Origin of the sequence: Chitinivorax sp. B (assembly GCF_005503445.1) — a bacterium.
Lineage (GTDB): Bacteria > Pseudomonadota > Gammaproteobacteria > Burkholderiales > SCOH01 > Chitinivorax.
Window position 1 is genome coordinate 19,370 of record NZ_SCOH01000040.1, and the last position, 26,574, is coordinate 45,943.

General features: G+C 53.7%; 21 protein-coding genes. 10 read left to right on the plus strand and 11 right to left on the minus strand.

Annotated elements, in window-relative coordinates; all coding sequences use genetic code 11:
* Position 1: 1 nt before the first annotated feature.
* The 7 genes from cheB to FFS57_RS19770 all read right to left on the minus strand — a co-directional run bounded on the left by cheB (position 2) and on the right by FFS57_RS19770 (position 9,350).
* Complete coding sequence (cheB, locus tag FFS57_RS19740) at positions 2-1,084, minus strand: chemotaxis-specific protein-glutamate methyltransferase CheB (protein ID WP_137939544.1); 1,083 nt, start codon at positions 1,082-1,084, stop codon at positions 2-4.
* The gene (locus FFS57_RS19745) at positions 1,081-3,255 is read right to left on the minus strand and encodes a hybrid sensor histidine kinase/response regulator (RefSeq protein WP_137939545.1); all 2,175 of its coding nucleotides are present in this window, start codon (positions 3,253-3,255) and stop codon (positions 1,081-1,083) included. Before FFS57_RS19745 ends, cheB begins: the two co-directional genes overlap by 4 nt.
* Before the next feature lie 42 nt (positions 3,256-3,297).
* Positions 3,298-5,025, minus strand: a complete 1,728-nt coding sequence (locus FFS57_RS19750; protein WP_137939546.1) for a methyl-accepting chemotaxis protein — start codon at positions 5,023-5,025, stop codon at positions 3,298-3,300.
* A gap of 276 nt (positions 5,026-5,301) precedes the next feature.
* Positions 5,302-5,916: a chemotaxis protein CheW gene (locus FFS57_RS19755; RefSeq protein WP_137939547.1), complete on the minus strand. Its 615-nt coding sequence runs from the start codon at positions 5,914-5,916 to the stop codon at positions 5,302-5,304.
* The gene (locus FFS57_RS19760; RefSeq protein ID WP_171014086.1) at positions 5,913-7,355 is read right to left on the minus strand and encodes a CheR family methyltransferase; all 1,443 of its coding nucleotides are present in this window, start codon (positions 7,353-7,355) and stop codon (positions 5,913-5,915) included. The genes FFS57_RS19755 and FFS57_RS19760 overlap by 4 nt, the downstream gene beginning before the upstream one ends.
* The gene (locus tag FFS57_RS19765; RefSeq protein WP_137939549.1) at positions 7,345-7,812 is read right to left on the minus strand and encodes a chemotaxis protein CheW; all 468 of its coding nucleotides are present in this window, start codon (positions 7,810-7,812) and stop codon (positions 7,345-7,347) included. Before FFS57_RS19765 ends, FFS57_RS19760 begins: the two co-directional genes overlap by 11 nt.
* Before the next feature lie 938 nt (positions 7,813-8,750).
* Positions 8,751-9,350: an H-NS histone family protein gene (locus tag FFS57_RS19770; protein WP_137939550.1), complete on the minus strand. Its 600-nt coding sequence runs from the start codon at positions 9,348-9,350 to the stop codon at positions 8,751-8,753.
* A gap of 1,208 nt (positions 9,351-10,558) precedes the next feature.
* Here FFS57_RS19770 and FFS57_RS19775 point away from each other — a divergent pair.
* Positions 10,559-11,197, plus strand: coding sequence for a hypothetical protein (locus FFS57_RS19775; RefSeq protein WP_137939551.1), 639 nt, complete (start codon positions 10,559-10,561; stop codon positions 11,195-11,197).
* A 148-nt stretch (positions 11,198-11,345) separates the two neighbouring features.
* On the opposite strand, the gene FFS57_RS19780 is transcribed toward FFS57_RS19775, so the two are convergent.
* Entirely contained in the window at positions 11,346-11,693 is a 348-nt protein-coding gene (locus tag FFS57_RS19780) for an ArsR/SmtB family transcription factor (protein WP_137939563.1), read from the minus strand.
* A 377-nt stretch (positions 11,694-12,070) separates the two neighbouring features.
* Here FFS57_RS19780 and FFS57_RS19785 point away from each other — a divergent pair, with 377 nt between their 5' ends.
* The 9 genes from FFS57_RS19785 (at position 12,071) to tsaD (ending at position 23,922) form a co-directional block, all read left to right on the plus strand.
* Positions 12,071-13,102 (plus strand): efflux RND transporter periplasmic adaptor subunit, encoded by a 1,032-nt coding sequence (locus FFS57_RS19785; protein ID WP_137939552.1) that lies wholly within the window; start codon positions 12,071-12,073, stop codon positions 13,100-13,102.
* 10 nt (positions 13,103-13,112) lie between these two features.
* Complete coding sequence (locus tag FFS57_RS19790) at positions 13,113-16,322, plus strand: efflux RND transporter permease subunit (RefSeq protein ID WP_137939553.1); 3,210 nt, start codon at positions 13,113-13,115, stop codon at positions 16,320-16,322.
* The gene (locus tag FFS57_RS19795; RefSeq protein ID WP_137939554.1) at positions 16,319-16,528 is read left to right on the plus strand and encodes a YgaP family membrane protein; all 210 of its coding nucleotides are present in this window, start codon (positions 16,319-16,321) and stop codon (positions 16,526-16,528) included. Before FFS57_RS19790 ends, FFS57_RS19795 begins: the two co-directional genes overlap by 4 nt.
* 269 nt (positions 16,529-16,797) lie before the next feature.
* On the plus strand, positions 16,798-18,069 hold the full coding sequence (locus tag FFS57_RS19800) for an NAD(P)/FAD-dependent oxidoreductase (RefSeq protein WP_137939555.1): 1,272 nt from the start codon (positions 16,798-16,800) through the stop codon (positions 18,067-18,069).
* Between the two features lie 62 nt (positions 18,070-18,131).
* Complete coding sequence (locus FFS57_RS19805; RefSeq protein ID WP_171014087.1) at positions 18,132-18,455, plus strand: rhodanese-like domain-containing protein; 324 nt, start codon at positions 18,132-18,134, stop codon at positions 18,453-18,455.
* Positions 18,456-18,715: 260 nt separating this feature from the next.
* Positions 18,716-21,406 (plus strand): TonB-dependent receptor domain-containing protein, encoded by a 2,691-nt coding sequence (locus FFS57_RS19810; RefSeq protein ID WP_137939557.1) that lies wholly within the window; start codon positions 18,716-18,718, stop codon positions 21,404-21,406.
* A 347-nt stretch (positions 21,407-21,753) separates the two neighbouring features.
* Entirely contained in the window at positions 21,754-22,455 is a 702-nt protein-coding gene (locus tag FFS57_RS19815) for a substrate-binding periplasmic protein (protein ID WP_249384080.1), read from the plus strand.
* A gap of 46 nt (positions 22,456-22,501) precedes the next feature.
* Complete coding sequence (locus FFS57_RS19820) at positions 22,502-22,816, plus strand: hypothetical protein (RefSeq protein WP_137939558.1); 315 nt, start codon at positions 22,502-22,504, stop codon at positions 22,814-22,816.
* An 80-nt stretch (positions 22,817-22,896) separates the two neighbouring features.
* Positions 22,897-23,922 carry a tRNA (adenosine(37)-N6)-threonylcarbamoyltransferase complex transferase subunit TsaD gene (tsaD, locus tag FFS57_RS19825; RefSeq protein ID WP_137939559.1) on the plus strand — a complete coding sequence of 342 codons (1,026 nt, stop codon included), beginning with the start codon at positions 22,897-22,899 and terminating at the stop codon, positions 23,920-23,922.
* 53 nt (positions 23,923-23,975) lie between these two features.
* On the opposite strand, the gene FFS57_RS19830 is transcribed toward tsaD, so the two are convergent.
* From FFS57_RS19830 to FFS57_RS19840, 3 genes are all read right to left on the minus strand, one after another.
* Positions 23,976-24,836 carry a class I SAM-dependent methyltransferase gene (locus tag FFS57_RS19830; RefSeq protein ID WP_137939560.1) on the minus strand — a complete coding sequence of 287 codons (861 nt, stop codon included), beginning with the start codon at positions 24,834-24,836 and terminating at the stop codon, positions 23,976-23,978.
* Positions 24,837-24,964: 128 nt separating this feature from the next.
* Positions 24,965-25,609, minus strand: a complete 645-nt coding sequence (locus FFS57_RS19835; RefSeq protein ID WP_137939561.1) for a Clp protease ClpP — start codon at positions 25,607-25,609, stop codon at positions 24,965-24,967.
* A 191-nt stretch (positions 25,610-25,800) separates the two neighbouring features.
* Positions 25,801-26,382: a lysophospholipid acyltransferase family protein gene (locus tag FFS57_RS19840; RefSeq protein ID WP_137939562.1), complete on the minus strand. Its 582-nt coding sequence runs from the start codon at positions 26,380-26,382 to the stop codon at positions 25,801-25,803.
* Positions 26,383-26,574: the final 192 nt, after the last annotated feature.

A 26,574-nucleotide genomic window follows, 5' to 3' on the forward strand; every position in this document is an offset into this window, starting at 1 on the left:
ACTATCGTTGCAGGCTCAGCAGTGTCGCTGCGATATCATCCGGTGCCATGACGAAACTGGCTGCACCAAGCTCAACCGCGGCGCCTGGCATACCATTGATGGCCGCGGTCTCGGCGTTCTGCACCAGGGTGATCGCACCTGCTCGTTTCATGTCGCCCAGCTCTTGAGCACCATCGCGCCCCATTCCCGTCAGCAGTACACCAACAGCATGCGCACCACAGTGACGGGCTACCGAGCTGAACAGGCAAGCCACGGCGGGCCGCAATCCGCATTGACGTGGTGATGCCATCAACAGCATCTGACCTTCATTACCCAGTGTCAGGTGAACATCGTCCGGGGCAACATAAACATGCCCTGATCTAGGCCGCTCGCCCTGCTCCGCCAGTTTCACCGCCAGCAGACAAGACTGATCAAGCCAAGTAGCGAACCCCCCGGCGAAACCACGGGCGATATGTTGCACGATCAGAATGGGTATACTGAAGTCCGCTGGCAATTGCGCCAAGATGGCTTGCAGCACGGCTGGACCACCCGTGGAAGCCCCCATGGCGACCAATCGGATGGTTACGCTCGACGGCGAAATCGTTGGTGTCTGACGGACCGTTCGATCTGACTCAGGGTGCCCGATTCGGCGAACCACGCTGACTTCCGACATCAGCTTGATGGTATCCACCAGCAGCTTGGCATCCTCCTCGAAAAGACAATGTGTTGGCGCCACCGGTTGCCGCAGTAGCGCCAGCGCACCAACTTCCACCGTCCGAAAGGTATTGGCAATTTCTGTTACTGATTGGTGGGCCGTCACCAACACAATACGTGTTGGGCACTGCGTCATGATTTGCTGGGTAGCCGTATAGCCATCGATATCGGGCATGTTGACATCCATCACCACCACATCCGGCCGCAGACGGCAAGCCATGCCGACCGCCCCACGGCCATTTTCCGCCACGCCGATCACTTGCAACGCGGCATCCCGATTCACGATATAGGCCAGCAGATCACGTGCCGTCACCGAGTCATCCACCACCAGCACGCGAATCTGTCCACGTGGCTTGTCAAGGGTGGGCAGTGACAAGGTTGCCGGCTTCATATCAGCCTCCTGATGACATCCAGCAAGCCTTCCTGATCAAAGCCACTCTTGACAATGTAGGCGTTGGCCCCGGCATCTACCCCGCGTTCTCTATCCTCTTTCGCATCCAATGCCGTCACCAGAATGACCGGCAAATCGCGGGTAGCCGGTGCACTGCGAATACGTGCAGTCAGCCCCAACCCATCCAGGCGGGGCATTTCCACGTCCGACACCACCAAGTCGACCTGATTGTCATGCAACTGCGCCAATGCATCCACGCCATCCACTGCAGGCAGTACCGTATAACCCGCCATTTCGAGAATATTCTTGAGTAGTGAACGAGACGTGATCGAATCTTCTGCAATCAATATCGTCGGCTGTCGAGCCCCCTGGGGCATCTGACCGGTGGCCGGCTGCTTTGGCGTCAGACCGACCGCCCCCTTCATCAAATCACCGATGCTCAGAATCGGTACCACCCGGCCACTACCCAATACCGTCGCACCAGATAGATATGTAACCCGCTTCAATTGTGGGCCAAGCCCTTTTACCAATACTTCCTGATCACCTACTACACGGTCCACCGCAAAGGCAAGCTGCCGGCCCTGCCAGGTGACGATCACCAGACTGACATGCCGGCCCTCTTCAACCGGCTCACGAGGCAGCCCCAACACGTCGGCCAGCCAGACCAGGGCCAAAATCACCCCTTGCCATTCCAGGCTGTCCCTACCCTCTACCGAACGAATGAACTGAGGAACAATCCTCAAAACCTGCGACACCGACGCGACAGGCAACACGAAAGCAGCGACGCCGACTTCCACCAATAATCCGCGAAATGTTGCCAGTGTGGCCGGCAACAACAAACGAAAGCAGGTGCCTTGCCCGGACTGCGAGCTGACAGTAATCTCGCCGCCCAGTTTTTCCACTTTTTCCCGGACAATCGCCATACCCAGGCCCCGGCCCGAGATATCCGTCACCATCTGACTGGTTGAGACGCCGGACTCGAACAGCAGATCAAGCAGCGTCGAGTCGTCGGGATGATCCGCCTCAGTCAGCAAACCGTGGCGGATTGCAGCCGATCTGACTTGATCCAGCTTAACACCCGCACCGTCGTCAGCAACCAACAGTTCAACCTTACCAGCATCCTTGGGGGTCACCTCAATCCGTAAACCACCGGTGGGCGGCTTGCCTTGGCGTTCCCGCGCTTCGGGCATTTCAAGACCATGATCGATGCAATTGCGCACCAGATGGATCAAAGGGTCCTTCAATTGCTCCAGAATACGTCGATCAATTTCGATCTCAGCACCTTTGATATCGATGTCGACACTTTTTCCGGTATCCCGTGCCTGGTCGTATGCCAACTTGGGCAATAACTCCAGTAAGGCAGAAAACGGTTGCAGCAGCACATGTTTCATTTCGCTCATCATGCCATCGACCATGCCGACCGTGGTGTGGCGATCCTGCTGTGTTTGTCGCAATAATCTCAACATGCGCGATTCCACGTTTTGCACCTGAATCGCATCCCGTTCAAAAATATCCGTCAATTTATCGACCAGCTTTGCACCCGCCGTCTGGACCGATCCCGCCATCATGGCTCGTCGCATGCTCCGTAATCCCCGCACGCCCGTCAGCCAGCTATTGCGTAAGCCGGCCACTTCACGGCACAAGTCCGTCATTTCGTCTGCCAGATAGGCTACACCCTGCTTCAGTACGGCCAGATCTTCAACCTGTGCCAGCATATCGCTCAATCGTGTGCTGGAGATACGTACGGTGTCATTGGCTGGCAAATGATAGGGGGAGACCTCGACACGCCGGGCTGGTACAGCGGCGGGCACTACGCTGACAGGTTGTGGGATGACTTGTGTGGATAACAGATGTGACATGTCCTCCACCCATAGTTGCAACTGGCTATGCGTGGCTGCCGACCAGTCCAGCTGGCCTTGCTTCACCAGGGACAACAAGCTTTCCATATCCCGACAAATTGTTTCGATTGCCGACTGGTCCACTGCACGGGCTGCCCCTTTCAGGCTGTGGGCCTCACGAAACAGGGTTTCAACCAAGCCGTTGGCCTGCGGACCAGGTTCGGTATGGGCCAACATCAATAGCAGGTCATCCATGGCCGCTACATGTTCGTCCGCCTCTGCCCGGAATGTGGACAGCAGGCGTCGCATGAATTGGGCCTGATCCTCAGCCATAGCAGCACTCCCATCTGGGCATGGCAGCCCATGACAGCAGGGTCATGTCCGGAACCTTGCTGCCATGTCTTGCAATTTCAGGCCGAGCCCATGAAGATTTTGCGCGGCCTGTTCGGTTTGTCTTGCACTGGCGACACTTTGTGAACTGGCCAGGCGAATACTGTCCATCGCAACCGCCAGCTGATCCATCCCCGCCAACTGCTGCTGGGCGGAAACCGCAATCTGTGAAGCAGCCTGTGCACTGTCGACAATGCTTTCCGACAACATTCGAATCGCTTCACCGGCTTCGGAAGACTGTTTAAGCCCGGCCTCCACAGCCTTACCACCTTGCTCTGTGGCCAATACTGCGCCGTTGGTGGCTTTCTGGATTTCTCCCAAGATGCTGCGCACCTGAACAGTGGCCTGCTTGGATTGTTCCGCGAGGCTTTTCACCTCTTGCGCCACAACCGCAAATCCCTTGCCATGCTCGCCCGCTCTGGCAGCCTCAATGGAAGCATTCACCGCCAGCAGATTGGATTGCTCTGCCAGATCGTTGACCGTGGCAATGATTTCGCCAATGGCTTGGGTTTGCTCCGACAGCCGCACGATACTGTCGGCAATCGCCGCCATTTGGTCATGAATACGTTGCATGCCATCCACTACGTCTTCAACAGCGCGACGCCCGTTTTGCGAAATCTGTGCCGCTCGCTGAGCGGATTCGGACACGTTTTTGGCTTTCTGACTAGCCAGGTGCGCTGTCTGCTTCACTTCCTCTACCGTACTGGATGTCTGCGTGATCGATACGCCGGTTTCCTCCGCTGCGCTGGTGATCTGCGTAGTGCCAGCCAGTATTTCGGTAGCGGCACTGGCTACCACACTGATCCCTTCATTCACATCGCGACTCATGTTGCGAAGGTTTTCCAGCATCTGAGAGAACGCATTACCCAGCATGTCTTTGTCAGATTGCGGGGCAAGCTTGCCGGAAAGGTTTCCGCCTGCGATCTGCCCTGCCGTTCCTGCCATCTGCCGCAACGACACCGTCATCTTGGCGAAGGCTCGCATCAGTATGCCGACTTCGTCCGTTCGGTCCGTGGCCTGGCAATTGATCGACAGATCCCCCTCACCGATCCGCCCGGCAATGTGTGTCAGCTCACGCAAGGGGACCGAAATCTGCCTGGTCAGCACGAGTCCGGCTGTCACGACCAAGACAATGGAGATCACCAATCCGGCTTGCAATACCATGAAGGTGGATTTGACACTTTGCTCTACCGCTTGATCACGCACTTTTTGCAGCACTTGTTCATGTTCGGTCATCATATGAATCTGATCGCGAATTCGCTGAAAATTCTTGTTGCCTTGCGATATCAAAGTCAAGTCACGTGCTTGTTCCAGTCCTTTACTCTTACGCGTGTTAATGACGTTGATTAAATAAGCCATGCGCTGATCAATCAGCAATTGCAGCGCTGCGAGATTCTGCAGCTGTATTGGGCTATCCGCGAGCAAGGTTCGCAAACTGTTCAGCTGACCATTCAACTGTGCCAACGCGCTCTGATAAGGTCGCAAGTACTCTTCGTCCCCTGTAATGACAAAGCCGCGCTGTCCCAGTGTGGCATCTTGCAGAACTGATGTCAGCGTCGCCAGATTGCTCAATACCTGATTGGTATGATTGACCCATTCGGCGGCGCCGACCTGCCGACGCGTGCTGTGATACGATGTTCCAATGACGATAGCGATGACCAGCATGATGGACAGGAATCCTGCCCAGAGTTTCATCCCGATTGAAAAACGCATGATCACTCCCGCGATACGACATGCCGCCCTTTGATTGGCATGCCAAATGGTTGGTCTTGTCTGCTTATTGACGGGTCGTTGCCCGGCCCTGGCGTATTCACCTGCCTTGCGGCGCTATCCGTTACAGAACCCGGCCGCGAACTGACGACAAGTATCTGATTGGGGTTCATGCATCACCCCACATTCTGCTTTAGCTAGCTGGACGCTGGTTCCGGTACAACGCCCCCGCTGAAGCCCTTTCATCAAGATCATGAACAGGCTCCGGCGCTTCCATTGTCAGGCCAGGCTTTGGTCCACAATCAATCCGGGATCATGCAACAGTCGTCCCGCATCCAGCACAATCAAGTGATCCGCCGTGATGCCCAGTAAGTAGGCTGCCCGTACGCCCGTCAGGGTTGGTAAGGCAGGCTGAATTGCCGTCAGAGGAATCTGGCATACATTGATGATCTGGTCGGCCAGTATGCCAAAGCACATGGCGTCATCTTGCAACACAATGACCTTGTTCAAGTCGGTCAATCCCTGTGCAGGTAGTTCGAAAAAATATTTGAGGTTGATCACGGACACGATCTGCCCACGCAGGTGAATGATGCCTGCCACAAAGGGCGGTACACCGGGCAAGACGGTCAGTTCTTTCAATGGGCAAACTTCACGAATCCAGCTTGATTCGATTCCATAGTGCTCATAACCAAGCATGAAAGTCAGCAGTTCCTGCTGCGCTTGTTCAGCCACAAGGGCTGGCACAACCGCCAGTGCTTTTGCTCGTTGCTGAAGTTTGACTTGAATGGCGTCGGCCGATGGTATATGTGAACCTTGCAAGGCAATATGGGCTTGTGCAAGACGCCGATGAAAGTTCTGCCAGTCAATCGTCGTCAGCCGGTTTGGCTGTGTCATGTGTGGCCGCCGATCATGGCCAGCAATTGTGAAGCCGTGACGCCCGCCGCTTCGGGTACCAATTCGGTCGGTTCACATTGTTTCAGCAAGTGTAACGCCTGGGTCAAGTGACGTTGTGAGGCAGCCTCGTTCACATATCGATACATGGCACTCAATGCCACATGCGCCACAATCAGTTTTTCATCCAGAAACAGTGCGGCTCGCAAGGCATGCAATGCTGCAGCGTTGCGCCCCTGGCCATTCAAGACCATTGCCAACAGATACTGGCTGGCAGGGTTGAGCTTGTCTATCGCAATTGCCTGATGGCAGCAGGCTTCCGCCGCAATCAGATTGCCAGCATCGGCCATTTGCCGTGCTTCGTTGAGTAAGGTAGGCACCTGCTGCGATATCGGCTGACGCGGGGCCAAGACAGCTACCGGTGGCAATGGTGGTACCAGGACATCAGCGGAAGGTGAAGGTCGGATACTCGGCAAGTCCAGGGGTGGGAATTCGGCTTGGTGCGTGGAGACCGTTCGCTCTGCTGATGGCTTTCGATAAAGCCAGACCTCGCCCAACCTGACCCTTTCGAAATTGACAAACCATGTCGGGTTCGCCTCCACCGCCCCAACAATCAGCCAGCCACCTGGGTTGAGGGCTTGATAGAAACGATCGACCACCCGCTTGGCCTGCGCTTGGGTGAAATACATCAAGGCATTTCGGCACAGTACGATATCCATACCCAACGTAGCCAAACCAACAGGCAATTCGGGCTGCACCAGATTCAGCCAGGCAAATTCCACTCGGTCGCGAATGCTATCCACCAAGCGCAAATGCCGGTTTCCATCGGGCGTGAAATAACCGGGAATCAACCAATCCGGCGGATTGCGAAATGACCAGCGCGAATAACGTGCCAAACGCGCCTGCTGCAGCGACTGTGGATTGATGTCGGTCGCCAGCAGCCTGATCCGCCAGCCAGCCTGAACCGGTAACAGGCGAGTCAGCAGAATAGCCAGCGAATAGGGTTCTTCGCCAGTGCTACAAGCGGCACTCCAGAGTCGTAGGTGGCGTTGGCCAGATGCCTGCCGTTCAGCAATCAAGGCCGGCAAGACATACTCCTTCAACGCGTCAAGTACCGCAGGTTCACGGAAGAAGTAGGTTTCGCCTACGGTCAGTTGACTGGCCAGCAACGTCAGCCGTGCATTGCTGGGGGCGCTGTCCATCAAAGACTGCATGCACATGGCAGAATCAGCATAGCCCATTGTCACTGCCACCTGCTTCATCACCCTGTCCAGATCCGCCAACCGCATGGGTGCATAACTCAGGCCCAAATGTTCAGCTACCCAAGCGGCAAACTGGGTCAGCCGGTCTTGACTGGTTTGTCCTTGCGATGCTGGCAATGGCTCACGAGCTAGATTATTCATCTCGATATCTACCAGCCAATCCACGCAATCAGGTTTCATACAACGTATCCAGGGCATGATCCAGCACCAGTAAATCATCCGCGTCCAGAAACGTTTCCAGATCATGGATCAACATCAACCCATCCGACAGCACGATCACGCCTGACAACGCACACTCCCCCCGTGTCAGCTCCGGCGAGACAACCACTTGACTGCACGGGTAGACAGCTGTCCCGGTTACCGCATCCACAGGCAGTAACCAGTCTCTTGACGCGGCATGCACCATCACTAGTTGATCTGAGGGTAATAAGTCGCGTGCTGGCAGGCCGCAACGACGTCGCATGTCCAGCACAGGTATCACCTGACCGCGAATATTGGTAATGCCCATGATGACCTCCGGTGAACCCGGTAATGGCGTAATCCATATCGCAGGCAGCACCCGTGCCACCGCCTCAAGCTTCAACGCGTACAGTTGCTGATCCAATTGCACGACCACCACAGACCAAACGTCGTTCATTTGTCCTCCGCATTCACCCTGCTACTTTCTTTTCTAGCACCATTGATAGTCAATTTCACCCAGATCAAGCAAAATCCCACTCTTTAATTAAAAAACCATTAGTATCAATTAGTAAAAACGCCAACCAGAACAATAACCATGATAAAAATACTGTTTTCACCGTGATTAACTTAACTGGAATTTAAATTTTTAAACACTTTAATATTAAGATATTCGCAATCATGAAAGTATCGAAGATCAAGCAATGCCTGATACAGGAACCATCTTTAGCCAAGTAGCCAACAAGCCTGCACCCCCATCGGGACACAACCAATATGGCCCTATCACCGCAAAATGGTTGACCTGGTCAGTGGCTTCAGATCATTTGGGTGTAAAAGGAATTCGCAAGCCCGAATGACGAGTCAGATACGACGGATTGCGCCATGGACAGCGTGCATTGGCACGTCCCTGACGAAGTGCCTGACACCAACCAAAAGCACTCGGGTGGTCTGCCTAGGCAATGAACGGTGTATGAAAAGCAAACCGGTGAAAATCAACGAACAGTGGAAAGTTAAATCGAGACCGGGTAACCACTCAATTGGCACGACCTGATTCAACAGAATTTGCTGGGAGATTGATACCTGTCGGTTATCGTATAAAAACCCACCACTGCCACGAAGCGGTGGCTCATGACCGATCTTGAACAGGTTACAAAGTAGGTAAACTGGCGGGGTAACATCAGGCCACTAACGATAAGATATCGCAAGCCTGCACTGAACAAGATTCAAATCTGCACCGGAGCATCGCGGTACGAATCATCAATCGAGCAATGGCACCCAGTAGAATCAATCACTAATGACTGAATCGTCTTTCCCAATCCATACAGAACAGAGGGGCGTCAGATCCAACAGCGAGAAAGGGGAGCATGCTCCCCTTTTTCATACCAAATCCGATCGGAATTACTTCATTGCCATCAGACGGGCAACCGTTTTAGCCGCGTCATCTGCATATTCCGGGCTGGTCGGCTGAATCACAACCTTTTCCTTGCGAGCAACACGCTCCAGCGCCCACAGCGGCGGACGGCCACGGCCAGTCCACACTTCAGCCGGGTTGGCAGGATTGCAGAACTTCACCGCAGCCTTGGCCTTGGTACCCTTGCCACCACCACGTACCAGACTCTGAACATCATCAACGGTCAGGCCAAATTCGTGCACTACTTCACCCAGGAAGGTTTTCACAGTGCGCTGCAGATTCTTCTGATGTTCTGCAATGCTCTTCTGAATTTCCATGGAGCGCTGTTTCAGTTCAGCCAATGCCGCTGCATTATCTTGCGTCAATGACTTCAGGTTAGCACGCAGGCTATCCAACGTACCTGCAACATCACTATTCTTTTCCGGCTTGGCGGCAGGTGCAGCCTTTTTGGCAGCCGGTGCCACTTTTGCAGCCGGCTTGTCTGCTTTTACCGCAGGTTTGGCAGCGGGGGCCTTGGCACCTTTTGCAGCAGTTTTCTTGGTGGTAGCGGTTTGATTTGCAGTATTGTTTTGGGCTTGATCTGCCATTCTTTCATCCTTTTCACTGATGAATTGACGCATTGACATCGTTACTTTAACGGGAAAGTGAAGCAGTCATTTGACTGATCTGTTTCACCTGAGCCGAGTTGTTGGATTCATTACTCTGCGCTGATTCTAGCATCGTTTTTTTGCGATGCCGGATTTTTCGTGGGAAAACTTGTAAAAATCTAATTCACACTTCGTATGGTAACTAACAACACAGACACGCCTATCTTTATATTATGCAGAAGATTGGTAACTTTCCACCAGTAATCAGCAGAATCATGTGACTAACTTCAGTGATATCACATCGCGTGCATGGCCGATGAATACAAATTCCTCATACTCATATCTAAAGAAAAATGACTACCAAATCGGACGTAACACTGTTTGGCCATCAACATAAAATGCTTGTCTCAATTGACTTTTCCAGAATGGGAACCTTTGGCCAGGGTATCATTTCAATTGATTGACGGCCCACTGCAAAAGCCTCGAAATTGACTGAATACCTCATCCATACAATGAGGGAAATCCACAAGCAGCTCAGATCAATCTATGTACGAATATTTGGGGATGAATGACGGCTTATGCTAATCCACTCTACCGCCACAATAACTGTAAATATATTCAGACAATCAAGCCCAACCCTGCCACCCTGCCTGATTATTTTATCAATCACCTTCACACGAAAGGATGATTCTCGACCTAATACCGGCTTGATCGCCACGCAAAAATGCCAAGCGGTAAATTGGCAACCTGGTCGAAACATGAAATACAACCAATTGACAACGGCTGAGTTCGATACAAAATTTCGGTTGCAGTGGGAATGTATTCCACACTCTTGCTCCCACTCAACCAACTCACAGATGTTTCAATCTCGCCCCCAAATGGACGTATGCTCATTTGATTGCGCCGAGGGCAGCCAACATGCCAATGACAACAATTAAACATGGGATTCGACATTTACTGTTGCAAAAGCGCAAATCCTGCCAGCCTCATCACCATCCGATCCTAGAAAATACTTGCCAGTCGCTTGGCGTACGCGGTTCAATGTTGCGCTTCAAGTGTCATGCACATTGGCCAACCATGTTGTTGACGCTGGCTGCGACAGCATTACTTACATGCCAGTCCCGTCAGCCATGCCACCGGACAGACATCGGTCCATCATGCCGTGCAAGACAAAGCTCATCACCCGATATCGATTAAGGAATGCAGTCATGTTGCAACGTACATCTTTCGCCGCAGTTGCATTGCTGGCAATGGCCGCTTGCACCACCACCCAGCCACCTGCCAGTGAAGTCTCGACGCCTGAACCCACGACAGCACAAGCCAGCCATCAGGAAGCCAACATACCTGTCACTTCGGCACGTAGCGAGTCTGGCTCCACTATTTCGGAAAAGCGCTCGGTCACCGAAGAATTGAAAGGGCTGACTTATATTCGCGGCAATAAATTACCTTCACAGATTGGGGACGGTTGGCGGCCATTTTTCTCGATCACCCCGGCTAGACCCGGCAAATTTGACTTCTGGGTACTGGACAAGAATGGTGAGAATTATTTGATCAGCGCACAACAGGAATCGCGCCAGGGTGGTGGACAATTTCGCTACGGCGTCAAAGATGTATTGATCGTACCGGCATTGACCGACACAACGTTATTTGGCCGTTGCGCCAACCCGATAACCGGGCCACAGTCCGAATTTGCCCTGATCGATATGACTGGCGCCAGAAACATCACCTGGTTGGCCGGAATGAGCAAAGATGGCAGCCTGAGTACGGTCCCCCGACGTAACGGTCAGCAGCACAAATGTACTTTCCTGATTGGCGAAAAGCCCTGGACGAAGATTTTGAACTGGTAACCGTTCATCAAGCAGATGAGGCCGATTCAATCAGATCGTCGATTGAATCGGTCATGCTGAACATTCAATGCCGGCCGTTCCATTTTTTTGATTTGACCACCCACCCTTAATTCTTGCGCAGCGTCGACCAGCCATCACGTTGCTTGAATCATTGCGTTTGCTTTCCGTCATGAAACGCACGCTGTACCGCAGCCTGCTCTTCCAAGCGCCGTGCGATATTGCCACACACCAGATCACACAAGGCATAAATGGTCGGATCGGCAATCCGGTAATACACGTTTGTTCCCCTACCTTGTCGAGCCACGAGTCCATGCTTGGCCAGTAACGACAAATGGCGAGAAATATTGGCCATGGTGCAATCACAAATTTGTGCCAGCTCACCAACATTGCGCTCACCCTCACGCAATAGATTCAAAATTCTCAATCGTGTCGGTTCGGCCAATGCCTGAAAATACGCGGCCACTTGCCCTAGTGCTTGATCCGATAAGTCTTCCATATTCCAGCAACATCCCTGCTTCAAAGTCATGATGATGCCTCGCCCCTGCAAACTTGCCTAGGTTCTGCTGACGATTCTCGCCATCTATCCAGCGCCGGTTGACCAAGTGCGCCACGCCAGCCATACCAGGACATGCTGCCAATCCCGTCCAATCGACAACATGGGTCACCACGCACCCTAGCACTGCCCACATTGAACCACTTGATCTCATATCCCAGCGCCAAGGTAATGACACCTGACAACACTTTCAGTCGCCAGAATGGAGGGGGCCAACCCATTATTGACTATTTAACTAATTAGCTAAATAATAAACAAATAGTTCATTCAGGACCAGCAGATCTTATCGTGCAAACAATTGATTTCATGGAGATACAAGCATGCAGTTGCGTTATGCGATCTATTTCACGCTGCTGAGTCTGGTTACATCATCACCAGCCGCACCACCTTCGTCACTATCGACTGTCGCGGTCGGGGTCCACCATATGCCACCCACCTATATCGCGGACGGTGTTGTGGAAGCGGTACAGCAAGCTCGTCTGGCAACTCAGGTTGCAGGTGCAATTGTGGCTTTGCCAGTCAAGATTGGTGATCAGGTTCAAGCTGGCCAGTTGTTGGTACGCATTGATGCCCGGGCAGCCGGACAGACTGCTGTAGCCAGCCAAGCCCAACTAGCGGTTGCACGTGCAAGCCTAAATGTTGCCGAAAAGGAATTTACGCGACAAAAACAATTGTTCCTGCAACAGTTCATCAGCCAGGCGGCTCTGGATCAAGCTGAAGCCGCCTTGAAAACCTCAAAGGCACAAGTCGACGCCTTGCAAGCACAATCCAGCTTCAGCCATACCCAAGTCAGCTTTCATCAACTGACCGCCCCTTTTACCGGCACACTGGTAGAAATACCTGTCGCAGTGGGGGATATGGCCATGCCTGGCCAAGTCTTGATGACGTTGTATGACCCACGTACGCTGCGGGTCGGTCTCAGTATACCGCCTGCCGTTGCCGAACATCTGGCAACTCGGCAACCCTTTTTCATCGAGATTCCTGCGGTAAATGGTGCTGCCGCGCGACAAGTAGCAAACAAAGTCACTGTGCTTCCCAGTACCGATGTACAGACCCATACTCGTCGGATTTGGCTGGATCTACCCAGTTCAACGGGTCTGACACCGGGCCTGTTCGCCCGTGTGTCGCTTCCCATTCAAACTCGTACCTCACCCACCTTGACAGTACCATCTGGAAGCGTAATACGCCGTGCGGAACTGACTGCAGTCTATGTATTGAATCTCAAACAACAGCCCTTGCTGAGACAGGTAAAACTTGGGCAGCCGATCGGGGATTCCGTCACGGTGTTGAGCGGACTCACCGCTGGCGAGCGTGTTGTCTTGGATCCACTCGCTGCAGCACGTGTCCGCTGAGAAAACCACCATGTCGACACACATAGGTTTATCAGGCCGAATCGCCGCCTTTTTTCAGACTGCGCAAATCACGCCGCTTTTGGCGCTAGTCGCGCTGTTGCTGGGGGGCTTTGCGGTATTGGTCACGCCACGTGAAGAAGAACCACAAATCAATGTCACCATGGCGAATGTACTGATCCCATTTCCCGGGGCTGCCGTCAAGGATGTAGAGCAAATGGTGGCCATTCCAGCTGAACAGGTGCTGTCCCAGATGGTCGGGGTTGAGCATGTCCTGTCGGTATCACGTCCTGGCTTGGCCATCATCACGGTGCAATTCGAAGTGGGGGTGCCGCGTACTGAAGCCTTGGTTAGACTACACGATACCATCCGTTCCAATCAGGACTGGCTGCCAGAGGGCCTTGGCGTGCTCCCGCCCGTCATTAAACCTAAAGGTATTGATGATGTACCTATTCTATCGCTCACACTTTATGCAACCCGATCAGATCAAGGACCTTACGATCTAGAACGTGTAGCACATAGCCTGGAAGTTGAATTGAAAAGAGTCGCCGGCACCCGCGAAGTCACCAGTATTGGCGGCCCAGGGCGCAGCATTCAAATTGAAATCGACCCCGCACTTTTGCACCGCGCTGGACTGACTGTGGCTGATCTCCGGCAATCGTTGCAGTCAGCCAATCTTGGACTACCCATAGGCGAACTACTTGGTAACCAAACGACCATCGCGTTGGAAGCTGGCCAATTTTTTGACCATGTCAACGAACTTGCCGACCTGATCGTCGGGGTAAAAGACCTGCGGCCGATATTCTTGCGTGATGTGGCCACACTCCATGATGGCCCCCCACCCGCAACCCGTTATGTCTGGCACGGCATCGCCGGCGCACAAGGCAATGAGTATCCGGCCGTGACCTTGGCCATTACAAAAAAAATCGGAGAAAACGCCGTTGAAGTAGCCAATGCCGTGCTGGCAAATGTTGAGTTGTTGAAAAATACGGTCATTCCCGCTGATGTAAAAGTAGCAGTAACGCGCAACTACGGTGAAACAGCCAATGACAAAGCACAGAAACTGATCCAGAAGTTGTTGTTTGCGACCGTGTCGGTGGTCGCATTGGTATTGCTTACCCTAGGCTGGCGATCAGCTGCCATTGTTGGCACAGCCGTGATCCTGACACTGACTGTGACCTTGTTTGCATCCTGGGCATGGGGTTTCACCTTGAACCGGGTATCGCTGTTTGCCCTGATCTTCTCAATTGGCATTCTGGTCGATGACGCGATCGTTGTGGTCGAGAACATCCATCGCCGTCAGCAACTTGAACCAGGCAAACCCTTAATCGCGATCATTCCCGAGGCGGTGGATGAAGTCGGCGGTCCGACGATCCTCGCCACGCTGACCGTGATTGCCGCGCTGCTGCCAATGGCATTTGTCAGTGGGTTGATGGGGCCGTATATGAGCCCCATCCCGATCAATGCCAGCCTGGGTATGCTGCTATCGCTGGCCATCGCTTTTATAGTTACCCCCTGGCTGGCAAGATTGTGGCTGAAATCCAGCATTTCGCACCCAGCCACTACCACCCCTGCCTGGGCTACCTGGCTAGCCCATCTCTTCATGCCGTTTCTGGATATGCAGCTTGGCCATCGCAATCGCATCAAGCTGGGGTTAGGTGTTCTGGCGCTGATCGGGTTATCCCTGACCCTACCGGTTGCCGGGCTGGTCCAGTTAAAAATGCTACCCTTCGATAACAAATCCGAACTGCAGGTGATCGTGGATATGCCAGCTGGCACCCCCGTCGAACAGACCGCCGCCGTCTTGCGCGAATTAGGTTCTCACCTCGCCAGCGAACCCACTGTCACCACCTATCAAGCCTATGCTGGCACTGCCGCACCGATCAACTTCAACGGACTGGTGCGCCAATACTACCTGCGTAACAGTGGCGAAGTTGGCGACATTCAAGTCAACCTGACCGACAAACACCATCGTCACGAACAAAGCCATGCCATCGCCACTCGTCTTCGTCCCGCGTTGCAGGCAATTGGCCAGCAATTCGGCGCCAATGTAAAAGTGGTGGAGGTACCACCTGGCCCGCCTGTGCAATCTCCCATTGTGGCGGAAATCTACGGGCCAGATGCCGTCGGCCGGCAACAATTCGCCAAGGCCGTGCGGAGCGTATTCGAACAAACCGATCACGTCGTTGACATTGATGACACCAGTATCAGCATGGCACCTCGCAAGATACTATTGGTGGATCGCCGCAAAGCGGCCCAACTTGGTATTTCACAACAAACGATCATCACGACTTTACAAGCGGGCCTGGCTGGCGAGACCGTCAGCTTTTTGCACGATCAAAGCAAATATCCCGCCGCAGCGACCCTGCGCTTACCCCTGTCCAGCCACGGCAGTCTGGACGAACTGTTGAAATTGTCGGTACGCAATGCGCAAGGCGGGCTGGTACCCATTCGGGAATTGGTCGACATCATTGATGGCCAACGCGAACAACCCATATATCGCAAAGATCTGTTGCCAGTGCACTATGTCACTGGCGACATGGCCGGGAAGCTGGATAGTCCTTTGTATGGCATGTTCAGCATGCGCAGCCGCCTGAATGCACTCGACGTGCCAGGAGGGCCACTTCAGGAGTATTTCATCCGTCAACCGGATGATCCCTACCGTGGCTATTCCCTGAAGTGGGATGGAGAGTGGCAAGTTACCTATGAGACCTTTCGAGATATGGGTGCAGCCTATGCAGTTGGACTGATCCTGATCTATTTATTGCTCGTAGCACAGTTCGGTTCTTATCGAACCCCATTTGTGATCATGGCACCCATTCCGCTAACGTTGATTGGCATCATGCCAGGGCACGCGTTGCTGGGCGCCCCCTTTACCGCCACCTCTATGATTGGGATGATTGCTCTGGCCGGTATCATCGTACGCAATTCCATCTTGCTGGTGGATTTCATCAATCTGCAACTTCAGCAGCAGGTGCCATTCAAGCGTGCCGTGGTCAATGCTGCCATCACCCGTGCCAAACCTATCTTGTTGACAGGTCTGGCCGCCATGCTTGGCGGATTCTTCATTCTGGATGACCCCATCTTCAACGGCCTGGCAATTTCATTGATCTTCGGCATACTGATTTCCACCTTGTTGACGTTGGTGGTCATCCCACTGCTGTATTTCGCGGCTTATCACCCGTACCCGCCTTTTCAACCGACAGAAGGAACATCAACATGACATCCTGGCAAATCACTCGCCTCATTGCTGGTAGTTTCATCCTGCTAGCACTGTCCTTAGGCATACCTGGCAGCCCGCTGTTTCACAGCCAGTGGTGGCTGGCCTTCACCGCCTTCGTCGGGTTCAACCTGCTGCAAAGCGGGGTCACCAAGTGGTGCCTGATGGAAACATTACTCCGCAAAATCGGGGTGAAGTCAGGTTGCTGAAAGGCGCATGCACGGATGCATGCTTGCGCAATGGCTCACGTTGCTGACCAGCGTGATCAATCAGCGTATCGTGTGCGTCCGCCCAGACCATTTGAGTGACATGGTCTTCCACCAAGGCGCAACGTAGTCAGGTATCCAGCAGCCGGCGATCTGTATTCGCTCCTCAAGTGCTGCAATTTGCAATACACGTGACAGCAGCGCGACCACCATGCGATGTATCTGTCGATATGACCATGGTGCGCATATCCCTCATGACAAAGGAGGCAACCATGGCACATATTGTCATTCTCGGCGCTGGTACTGGCGGCATGCCGGCTGCCTATGAATTGCGGGAAAAGCTGACCCTCTCACACCGCATTACGGTGGTCAATGCTGTGGACTACTTTCAGTTTGTTCCATCCAACCCCTGGGTGGCCATTGGCTGGCGCAAACGTAACGACATCACCTTTCCTATTCGACCTTATCTGGCCAATAAAGGCATTGATTTCATTGCACAGTCGGTCAGCCAGATTGATGCAGCCCGGAATACGTTGACACTAGCCAATGGCCAGCACGTCCATTATGACTACCTCATCATCACCACCGGTCCCAAGCTGGCGTTTGACGACATCCCGGGCTGTGGCCCGGCCGGGTTCACCCAGTCTATCTGCCATGTCGATCATGCTGAGCAGACTTATGCCCATTATCTAACACTGCTCACCCAACCCGGGCCGGTAGTGATCGGTGCGTTACCAGGGGCTTCCTGCTTTGGCCCGGCTTACGAATTCGCTTTCATCCTCAACATGGATCTGAAGCGACGCAAACTTCGTAAACATGTGCCAATCACTTTTGTCACCAGCGAACCCTATATCGGACACCTAGGGCTGGGTGGGGTCGGAGACTCCAAAACCATGATGGAGAGCGCTTTCCGTCAACATGATATCAAATGGATCACCAATGCCCAGGTGACGCGGGTCGAAGCGGGTGTCATGCACCTTAGCGAACTCGACCCACAAGGCCAAGCTGTCAGGGAGCACGCCTTGCCCTTCGCCTTCAGCATGATGCTTCCACCGTTCAAAGGCGTAGATGCCGTCACCGGTGTGACAGGTCTTTGCAACCCACGTGGTTTTGTGTTGGTGGATGAGTATCAACGCAGTCTGGCCTATCGCAATATTTTTGCAGCAGGTGTCTGCATTGCCATTCCACCCGTCGAGGTCACACCGGTACCCACTGGCGCTCCCAAGACAGGTTACATGATCGAAACCATGGTTTCTGCCATTGCGCATAATATTGCAGCCGAACTCGCCGGGCTGCCTGCCCGTGCCAAGGGCAGCTGGAATGCCATTTGCTTGGCAGACCTGGGTAATACCGGTGCCGCCTTTGTAGCACTGCCACAAATCCCACCACGCAATGTGAACTGGTTCAAAACCGGCAGATGGGTGCATGTCGCCAAAGTCGCGTTCGAGAAATACTTCATCTACAAGATGAAGCACGGCACATCAGAACCGATATACGAGAAATACATGCTGAAGATGCTGGGCATTGAGCGGTTGGAGCATTAATTTCTCCTGCGATGGTACGGCTACCTGGCTGTCTCGTCGCTCACCTCAAAAGGGCTAATACAATGAATGGATTTACCCAGTTTCCATCAGAAATGCAGCCAGCCTGTTCGTGTTTTCCTACCCAGGCCATGCTGGTTGATGTTCGAGCCAGTTGCGAATTCCAGGCTGGCCACTTGCCAAATGCGGTATCGTTGCCAATCGACGATTTACGTGACCTGATCCGTGAACACTATCCGGACAAGACCACACCAATTGTGGTGTATTGCAAATCTGGCCTGCGCTCGGCGCGAGCCGAACACATCCTGCAAGGCATGGGTTATTTGCATGTTCACAACGGCGGCAGCATGCTGGAATTGGCGCAATGGCTGCCCCAATTCAGTCAATAAATCCATCTCCCAAATACTTGGCTGCTGCACACGCAGCAGCCTTGCCAACCCGCCCCAATATATTCCATATTGGAATATAGAAATATAAATTCATATTTTTAAGCAATAAAAAAACACTGCTATCCTGCGCCACATCCCGCTTGGTAAAGCGCCACCAGCAGCCAAACCAGTGGGTAGGTGACCAGGAAAAGGCAAGCCATCCCGCCTTCGGTTTTCCTTGGTCGCTCCTCAATCGATGTATCGTTACTCAAAGGCCATCAATGAGAACTGAAACTGCTTGGAAACTGGGCATTCTGGGGTTATCCCTGAGTACACCACCACTGATTGCAGCTGATGCCCCGTCCGCAGCCAAACCCGCGGAACGGATCGCGGTCACAGGTTCGCGCATTCCCCGCGCCACCCAGGAAGGCCCCACCAGCGTCACCGTCATCAGCAGCAAGGATCTGGACAACCTTGGTTACAAAAACGTATTCGATGCGCTGAACCAGCAAACGCAAAACACCGGCTTTACGCAAGGTGCGGATTTTGGCAATACGTTCACCCCTGCAGCCAATACCATCAGCCTGCGCGGATTGGGGCCCAACCATACACTGATCCTGATCAATGGTCGGCGGGTGGCGGAATACCCCGTTGCCTACGAAGGAAAAATCAACTTCGTCAATTTGGCCAATATCCCATCCGCGCTGGTGGACAGAATCGAGATCCTGAATGGTTCGGGCGCGGCGATCTACGGCTCGGATGCCATTGCCGGTGTGGTCAATACCGTCATCAAGAAACGAGCCCGTGGGATAGATGTGAACCTCAAAGTGGGTGGCACCCAACGTGGCGGTGGCAGCAACGGACGCCTCCAGATCAGTGGTGGAACCAGTGCTGGTCCGCTGCGTGTCTTGTTTGGCGTGGAATTGAGTCGTACCAACGAGATCTGGGCCAAAGACCGTGACTTCATGGCCGCATCGACATTGAATGGCGAAACCCCAACCAGCATCTGGTCACGGCAGGACCTGACCACCAAGCGCTATATTGCGCCAACGGACAATTGCGCAGCCTTTGCCAATCAGTTTGATGGCAGCGTGGTGCAAGTCAACAGCCGGACCGGCAGCTATTGCGGCAGCGGCAAGGCCCGCCCGACCTATTGGACCACCCAGACCCGCAACCAGAGCCAGAACGTCTATGGCGCCCTCTACTACGACCTGAACGACGACACCACACTGTTTGCGGATGCCTTCCTAGCCCTGAACAACACGCAGAACAATACACGCGGCCCCAGTTGGGTGTCGGCGGCTGACAAGGGGAGTTACTTTCTGAACCAGAACACCGGGCATTACGAGGTTTGGAAGCGCAGTTTTGCGCCGGAGGAAATCGGCGGCGTCGAAAAATTCAATCGTGAGTGGGACGATACGGCGGGCAATCTATCCTTCGGCGTAAAGGGCCGGCTGGGACAAAGCAGTTGGAACTATGAAGCAGCCTACAGCGCATCGGCCTATACCAGTTATGCCAGCGCGCCGATCATCCTGAATGGCATTGACGAATACTTCCTGGGGCTCCGGCTGGGCACCGATGCCAGTGGCGTGGCCATCTATGCGCCGGACGACGCAACATTCAACCGGCCCGCCACCCCGCAGGAATTTGCAGCACGGTATGCGCATGCGATCGCCAAGAACAACGCCTGGACCCAGAATGTGAGCCTGAGCGCCTATGGCGACCTGCTGGAATTGCCTGCCGGCCCGATTTCTGCCGCCAGCGTGGTGGAATGGGGTAATCAGGGTTATACCAATCGGCAGGACAAACGTTACAACGACAAGGTGTTCTATAACCGAGGGCCGTTTGAAGATGTAGGCGGGACACGTTCCCGTTATGCCATCGCCGGCGAACTCAACATCCCCATTGCCAAGCCGTTGAAGGCGACACTGGCCGGCCGTTACGATCACTACAGTTTTGCCGACCGCAGCGACAACAAGCTCACCTACAGTGCCGGGCTGGAATTGCGACCACTCAATACCTTACTGTTCCGTGGTAATTACGCCACCAGTTTCCGCGCGCCGGACATGAACTATATCTATCAATCCAGTACAAAAGGCTATTATTCGTCGTCCACCGACCACTATCGCTGCAAGCAGGCCAATCAGCCCATTGCCAAATGCGACTTCGCCAACGTTTCCCCTGGAGTCAATTATGTTCAGACCGGCAACAAGGAACTGAAATCGGAAAGCGGCAAATCAATGGGCCTTGGGTTGGTCTGGTCACCCACCAACAGCTTTGATGTCACTGCCGATTACTGGCGCATCACCATTGACGACCTGGTGACCAATCTGGACAGCGATCGTATCCTGCGAACTGAAGCAGATTGCCGGACTGGCGTGGAATCACCGGACTCTGCCCTGTGCATCGATACCCTGCGCCGGGTACGTCGCAACCCACCCAATGCCGTGCAGGGGCCGAATGAGGTTGTCGAGATTCTGAACAACCCGATCAACGCCGCCATGGAAAGCACCAGTGGATTCGATCTGGGCGGTACTGTCCGCTGGAAGCTTGACAATCTGGGCAGCTGGACCTGGAAAACTCAATACACCAAGGTGCTGACACACAAATACAAGCAGTTCCCAACGGATGCCGAGCAGGATCAGCTGCATGCAATGGACAACAGCGACTGGCCAGACAAGCTGATCACCGGTCTGGGCTGGTCACACAAGGATTGGTCGTCCAATGTGCAACTGACGCGCTATGGCCGCATTCCCGACGGCAGCGAGACGGCATATCTGTCGCGCACGACACTGACCAACCTCAGCGTGGGTTACCAGTTCAACAAACAAAGCCGTGTCACAGTCATCGTCAACAACCTGTTCAACCGCATCAAGCATGATCCTTCGGAAGGCTGGCCGTACTACCCCGTGGGCAGCTACAGCCCTCATGGGCGGACCGCATGGCTTGAGGTGAACTACCACTTCATTTGATACAACCACATATCTGCCAGCCCACGCCAACTCGTGGACTGGCTTCCTCCAGCGAGCGACGGCCATATACCGTTTCCAGTTTGCCTCTCCGCCATCTGCCGTCTAAGCTCAAACTGCTGTCAAAAGGGAGCGCTGCCCAGCCTTAAAACCTGATTAAGATCTGTCGTGAGCGGCCGCCAGCGGGGTGAAGCGCAGCGCAAAAATCGGAATGTATGGGTGATACATGAGGATTTTGAGCAGCACATGAACCTGATCGCGGTCGTACAATGACACATTGAACAGGTTCTAACAGGCAAAGGGGTGGCGACTAATTCACTCAAAGGTTCGACCTGTTCGATTGAGGAATAATGATGAAATCCTTCCCGCTGTTGTTTGCCCTGATTACCGCCCCCGCCTTTGCAGAAAACCTGGTGATCACCACTGAAGACTACCCACCGTTCAATATGACGGTCTCTGGCAAGATCTCCGGCATTTCGACTGAAACTGTCGAGGAAATGGCCAAACGGGCTGGTGTGGGTATCGCCATTTCGCTTTACCCGTGGGAGCGGGCCTACAATATGGCCCAGCAGGATGGCAAAACCTGCGTTTACTCCACCACCCGTACGACACAGCGCGAATCCTTGTTCAAGTGGGTTGGCCCACTGGTGAACAACAACTGGGTGCTGTATGCAAAGGCAGATGCCAAAGCAGTTGGCAAACTGGAAGATACCAAGGCCGCCAAGATTGGTGGCTATCGTGGTGATGCCATTGCCAACTTCTTGAAAGAAGGCGGGTATAAAGTTGAAGAAACCAACAATGACAGCCAGAACCCTGAAAAGCTATTGGCCGGCCGCATCGACTATTGGGCCACAGGAGAACAACTGGGCGCCCACTTGGCCAAACAGAAGGGCATCACCGGCATCAAGCCGGTCTTGACCTTCAAGGAGACTCAAATGTATCTGGCTTGCAACAAAGGTGTGCCCGATGCCGTTGTCACCAAACTCAATGACGCACTGAAAGCCATGGTCAGTGACGGTACTGTGGCCAAGATCGGCAAAAAATACCAGTAGACCTCGGGGGTGGGCTTTGCCCCACCCCTGTATCAGTATCAGCACAATGATGACATCACTCCTTACCCAGCAATCCGACGACAGCCCGCTCGACTCCGATGCGATCCATGGCTACCTTGACCCGGAAGATACCGACTACCAGGCCGACTCTCTGCAGTTTGTCTGCCGCGCCCAAAACGACCACGCCACACTGTGGGTGTGGCAATATCGAGACCACGCCAATCAACCCAGCCTGCTTGTCATTCGACGAGCACAAACCGCCACCCGTCCCAGCGACTTCATGCTGGCCTGTGGCGAATGGCCAGATCCTGACGCCTCCCAGCCTGAACTGGTCGACATGCTGTTCAAGTTCACCAACTGAGTACACCCTGTTTGTGCACCCTCCCCTCGACGCAGTAAAATGACTGGTTCTGCATTCAATAACGATAGTGTGGTTGGTACATGTTGGTTCTTGGTATTGAAACATCCTGTGATGAAAGCGGCATTGCACTGTATGACACGCAGCAAGGCTTGCTGGCACACCGCCTGCACACCCAGATGGCCATGCATGCCGAGTATGGTGGTGTTGTGCCGGAACTGGCCTCGCGAGACCACATCCGCCGGGTGTTGCCATTGACTGAAGAATGCCTGAAAGCTGCTGGTAAAACCTTGCAGGAACTTGACGCCATCGCCTACACCGAAGGCCCGGGCCTGGCCGGCGCGCTGCTGGTAGGTGCCAGTGTGGCCAACGCGCTGGCCTTCGCACTGAACAAACCTGTCATCGGGGTCCATCATCTGGAAGGTCATCTGCTGTCGCCATTACTGGCCGATCCAGCCCCAGCCTTCCCCTTCATTGCCTTGCTGGTATCAGGTGGGCACAGTCAGTTGATGGAGGTTACCGGTGTCGGACAATATGCCTTGCTGGGTGAAACGCTGGACGATGCAGCCGGCGAGGCTTTCGACAAGACCGCCAAGCTACTCGGATTAGGTTACCCTGGTGGGCCCGCATTATCCCGGCTGGCGGAACAGGGTGACCCCAAACGCTTTACCCTGCCCCGACCCATGCTGCACTCGCCGGATCTGGATTTCAGCTTTTCCGGCCTGAAGACCGCCGTGCTGACACTGGTACGAGGGCAAGGTGAACTGGACAATGTTACCCGTGCCGATATCTGTGCTGCCTTTCAGGAAGCCATTGTGGAAGTGCTGGTCGGTAAATCACTGAAAGCATTGAAAACCACCGGTCACAAACAGCTGGTGATTGCAGGTGGCGTGGGCGCCAACAAACAGTTGCGGCAAAAACTGGATGAAGCCGCACAGCGGCGCAAATTCAAGGTGTTCTATCCACCACTGGAATTTTGTACCGACAATGGGGCAATGATTGCCTTTGCCGGTGCACAACGTTTGGCTCAAGGCGTGATTGGCCTCGGTAGTTTTGGCGTGAAGCCACGTTGGGACCTGGGTAGCCTGGGTACGCCCGTCCAACCCTGATCAAACAGACATGCCATCACCGGGGAGACCAAGGCACCGCCCTCCCCTACCGCTTACGAATCAACGCGACGCAACACCCAACGTCGAATCGGCATCCCCTCAATGGCCTCTTCCATCTGCAAGCCATGCAATGCGGCTTCCTGTTTGAGATCAAACTGATGCCAGGATTCAACAAAGGGCTCGAATACCCGATGAGCCAGCAGCCTGAAATAGACCCCTCGCCAACCATAGCACCGCCAAAGTGCCAATGCCGATTGCCGTAACTGAATCGGCGATGGCTCAGCCAGCACCAACAAACCACCGGGCTTGAGTACCCGTGCGATTTCGGCCAATGCTTGTCGGATATAGCTTGGTGGCACCTCGTGAAACACAAATACCGCGGACATGCCATCAAAACGCGCATCCGGATAGGGTAGACGCTCCATCACCCCCTGCCGCACCTTGATTTCCGGGAACGTACAAGCTGCATGCCGTAACAGATAAGGGGACGGATCCAGTCCATGCACCTCTGGTACACCTTGCCGATGGATGGCTGCAGCAGTTTTGCCACCGGCACAACCCAGATCCAGTACCGACTGACAACCCGACAGTTGACCAGCCACCCAGTGCCGCACCGGCTGTACCAGGTTTAACATCGACAGGTCGAAACCAGTCAGGTAGCCATGCGACAAACGGTTGGAGTAGTTTCCGTTCGGCATGTTGTGAAACTCCAGCAACACATATTTGGGAATCACCTCAGCACCCGGCAGATCAGCCGGAATAGCCACCTTTTGCCGACGTCGGAAGGTATGAGCTACCAACTGTAACCAAGTCAGGGGATTGTGAAAATTGAGCTGGTCTGGCCAGGCATCAGGCAATTGAATCGTGGCCCAGTCAACTTCAGGGCTGAGGTACTGTGGGGCGTTTTGGTCCATGGCACAACATCAAATCAAATTCACGTCTGTAACGGGCTTGCAAGAGCGCTGCAGCATAATCAGGCCAGCAGATTCACGCAAGTCACGGCCTTCCGGTGAGGTCCATATGACAACGGAATCATCATCGCCTAGGTACCTGACACACCATCCAACTTGTCAGCCTTGCGACGGATGGCCGAGCTATCCTGTTTGTTAGGCCGCGATGCTTGCATCTTCTGCAGGCGTTTGCGGATTTCATCGGAATCCATCCAGATATCTTCTCCCTTCAAGATAGCGACAATTTCCTCACTCGTCAGAAAAGGCTCGCATACCCGGTGCATGACTTTCTCAAACCATTTGCCAACAGCCATCACTTGGGCATGCTGCTCATTCCCCTTGCCGATAAAACTGCTCGAATAGTTATGAAACATCAACTGGCAATTATCGTGTACCGCAATTTCGTCCCCTGCCAGAAAGATCAGCGCGCCCATCGAATAGGCCTTGGCCTCCAGCACTGTCGTTACACAGGCCTTTGACAGGTGCATGTTATTGATCAATTGCAAACCGGTGTCAAAATCCCCTCCCGGGGTATTCAAATGTAGATAGATCAGATCATTTTCGGTGGCATTACGCAGCGTATTGAATAATTCTGTGTAATGTATAGGCGGCAGGATTTCATCCAATAGGTAATAAGAAATCTGACGAACGATCGCCTGATTTTCGTAGCGGACATAGGGCACCACCAACTGTTCTTCTACCGCAGTGCCTTCATCCGGGCCAGTCATATTGTTCATGCGTATTTACTCCTTCAATGTGAAGTATAGGCGGTGACACCACGTTTGAACTTGCGCCAACGCAAATCTATTCATCACCGAGGGAGGCTGTCATCGGTACGGCCAAACAGGCAGCATGGGAACGCAGTACCGATCAACCATGAAAAATGGGGCCAACGCCCCATTCTCACTGCATTCATGTCAGCCAGCACTCACTCGCTCTGGTAATCTGGATTTTTACCTGTAATGCCTTTGTAGAAGGCCTGAATCTCTGCCATGTCTTTTTCGACATTCCCTGTTGGATAGAACACTGGCCCGAATCCGCCAACCTTCTCCTTGAAATCCAGAAATGCCAGCACAATTGGTACTTGCGCCCCGACCGCAATATGGTAGAAGCCAGTCTTCCAGTAGCGAACTTTGCTGCGTGTACCTTCTGGTGGAATCGTCACCACCAGCCGGTCTGACCGGTTATAGACATCCACGATCTGCTGGACCAGATTATTGGATTTCGAACGGTCCACCTCAATCCCACCCAGCCAGCGCATGATCGGCCCCAGCGGCCCACGGAACAGGCTGTTCTTGCCCATCCAGTAGATTTTTGCGTGGGAAGCAAAACACAAACCCAGCGTTACCGGAAAATCCCAATTACTGGTATGTGGCGCAGCAATCATCACATATTTGGGCAGGTCCGGGAACTTGCCCTGCAGGCGCCAACCCGCCAGCTTCAGCATGACAATCGAGATCCAGGCAAACAGCGTACGAATAATCGGCGTATCGAAAATGGTGTAATGCATATTGTGATGATCAGTATGGGTGGGGTGGGATGCAGACCAGAACATGCAGGACCGCGACCACATCACATGTCGGATACATGTACGTTGCCACCAGCAGGCTGCTTTCAGGAAGACATCAAAGAAAAATCAAGGGGTTGGACTATATCTGAATTTGCCTTGCGGGTAAATGCCCACCCCATACCCTCCCAGCAT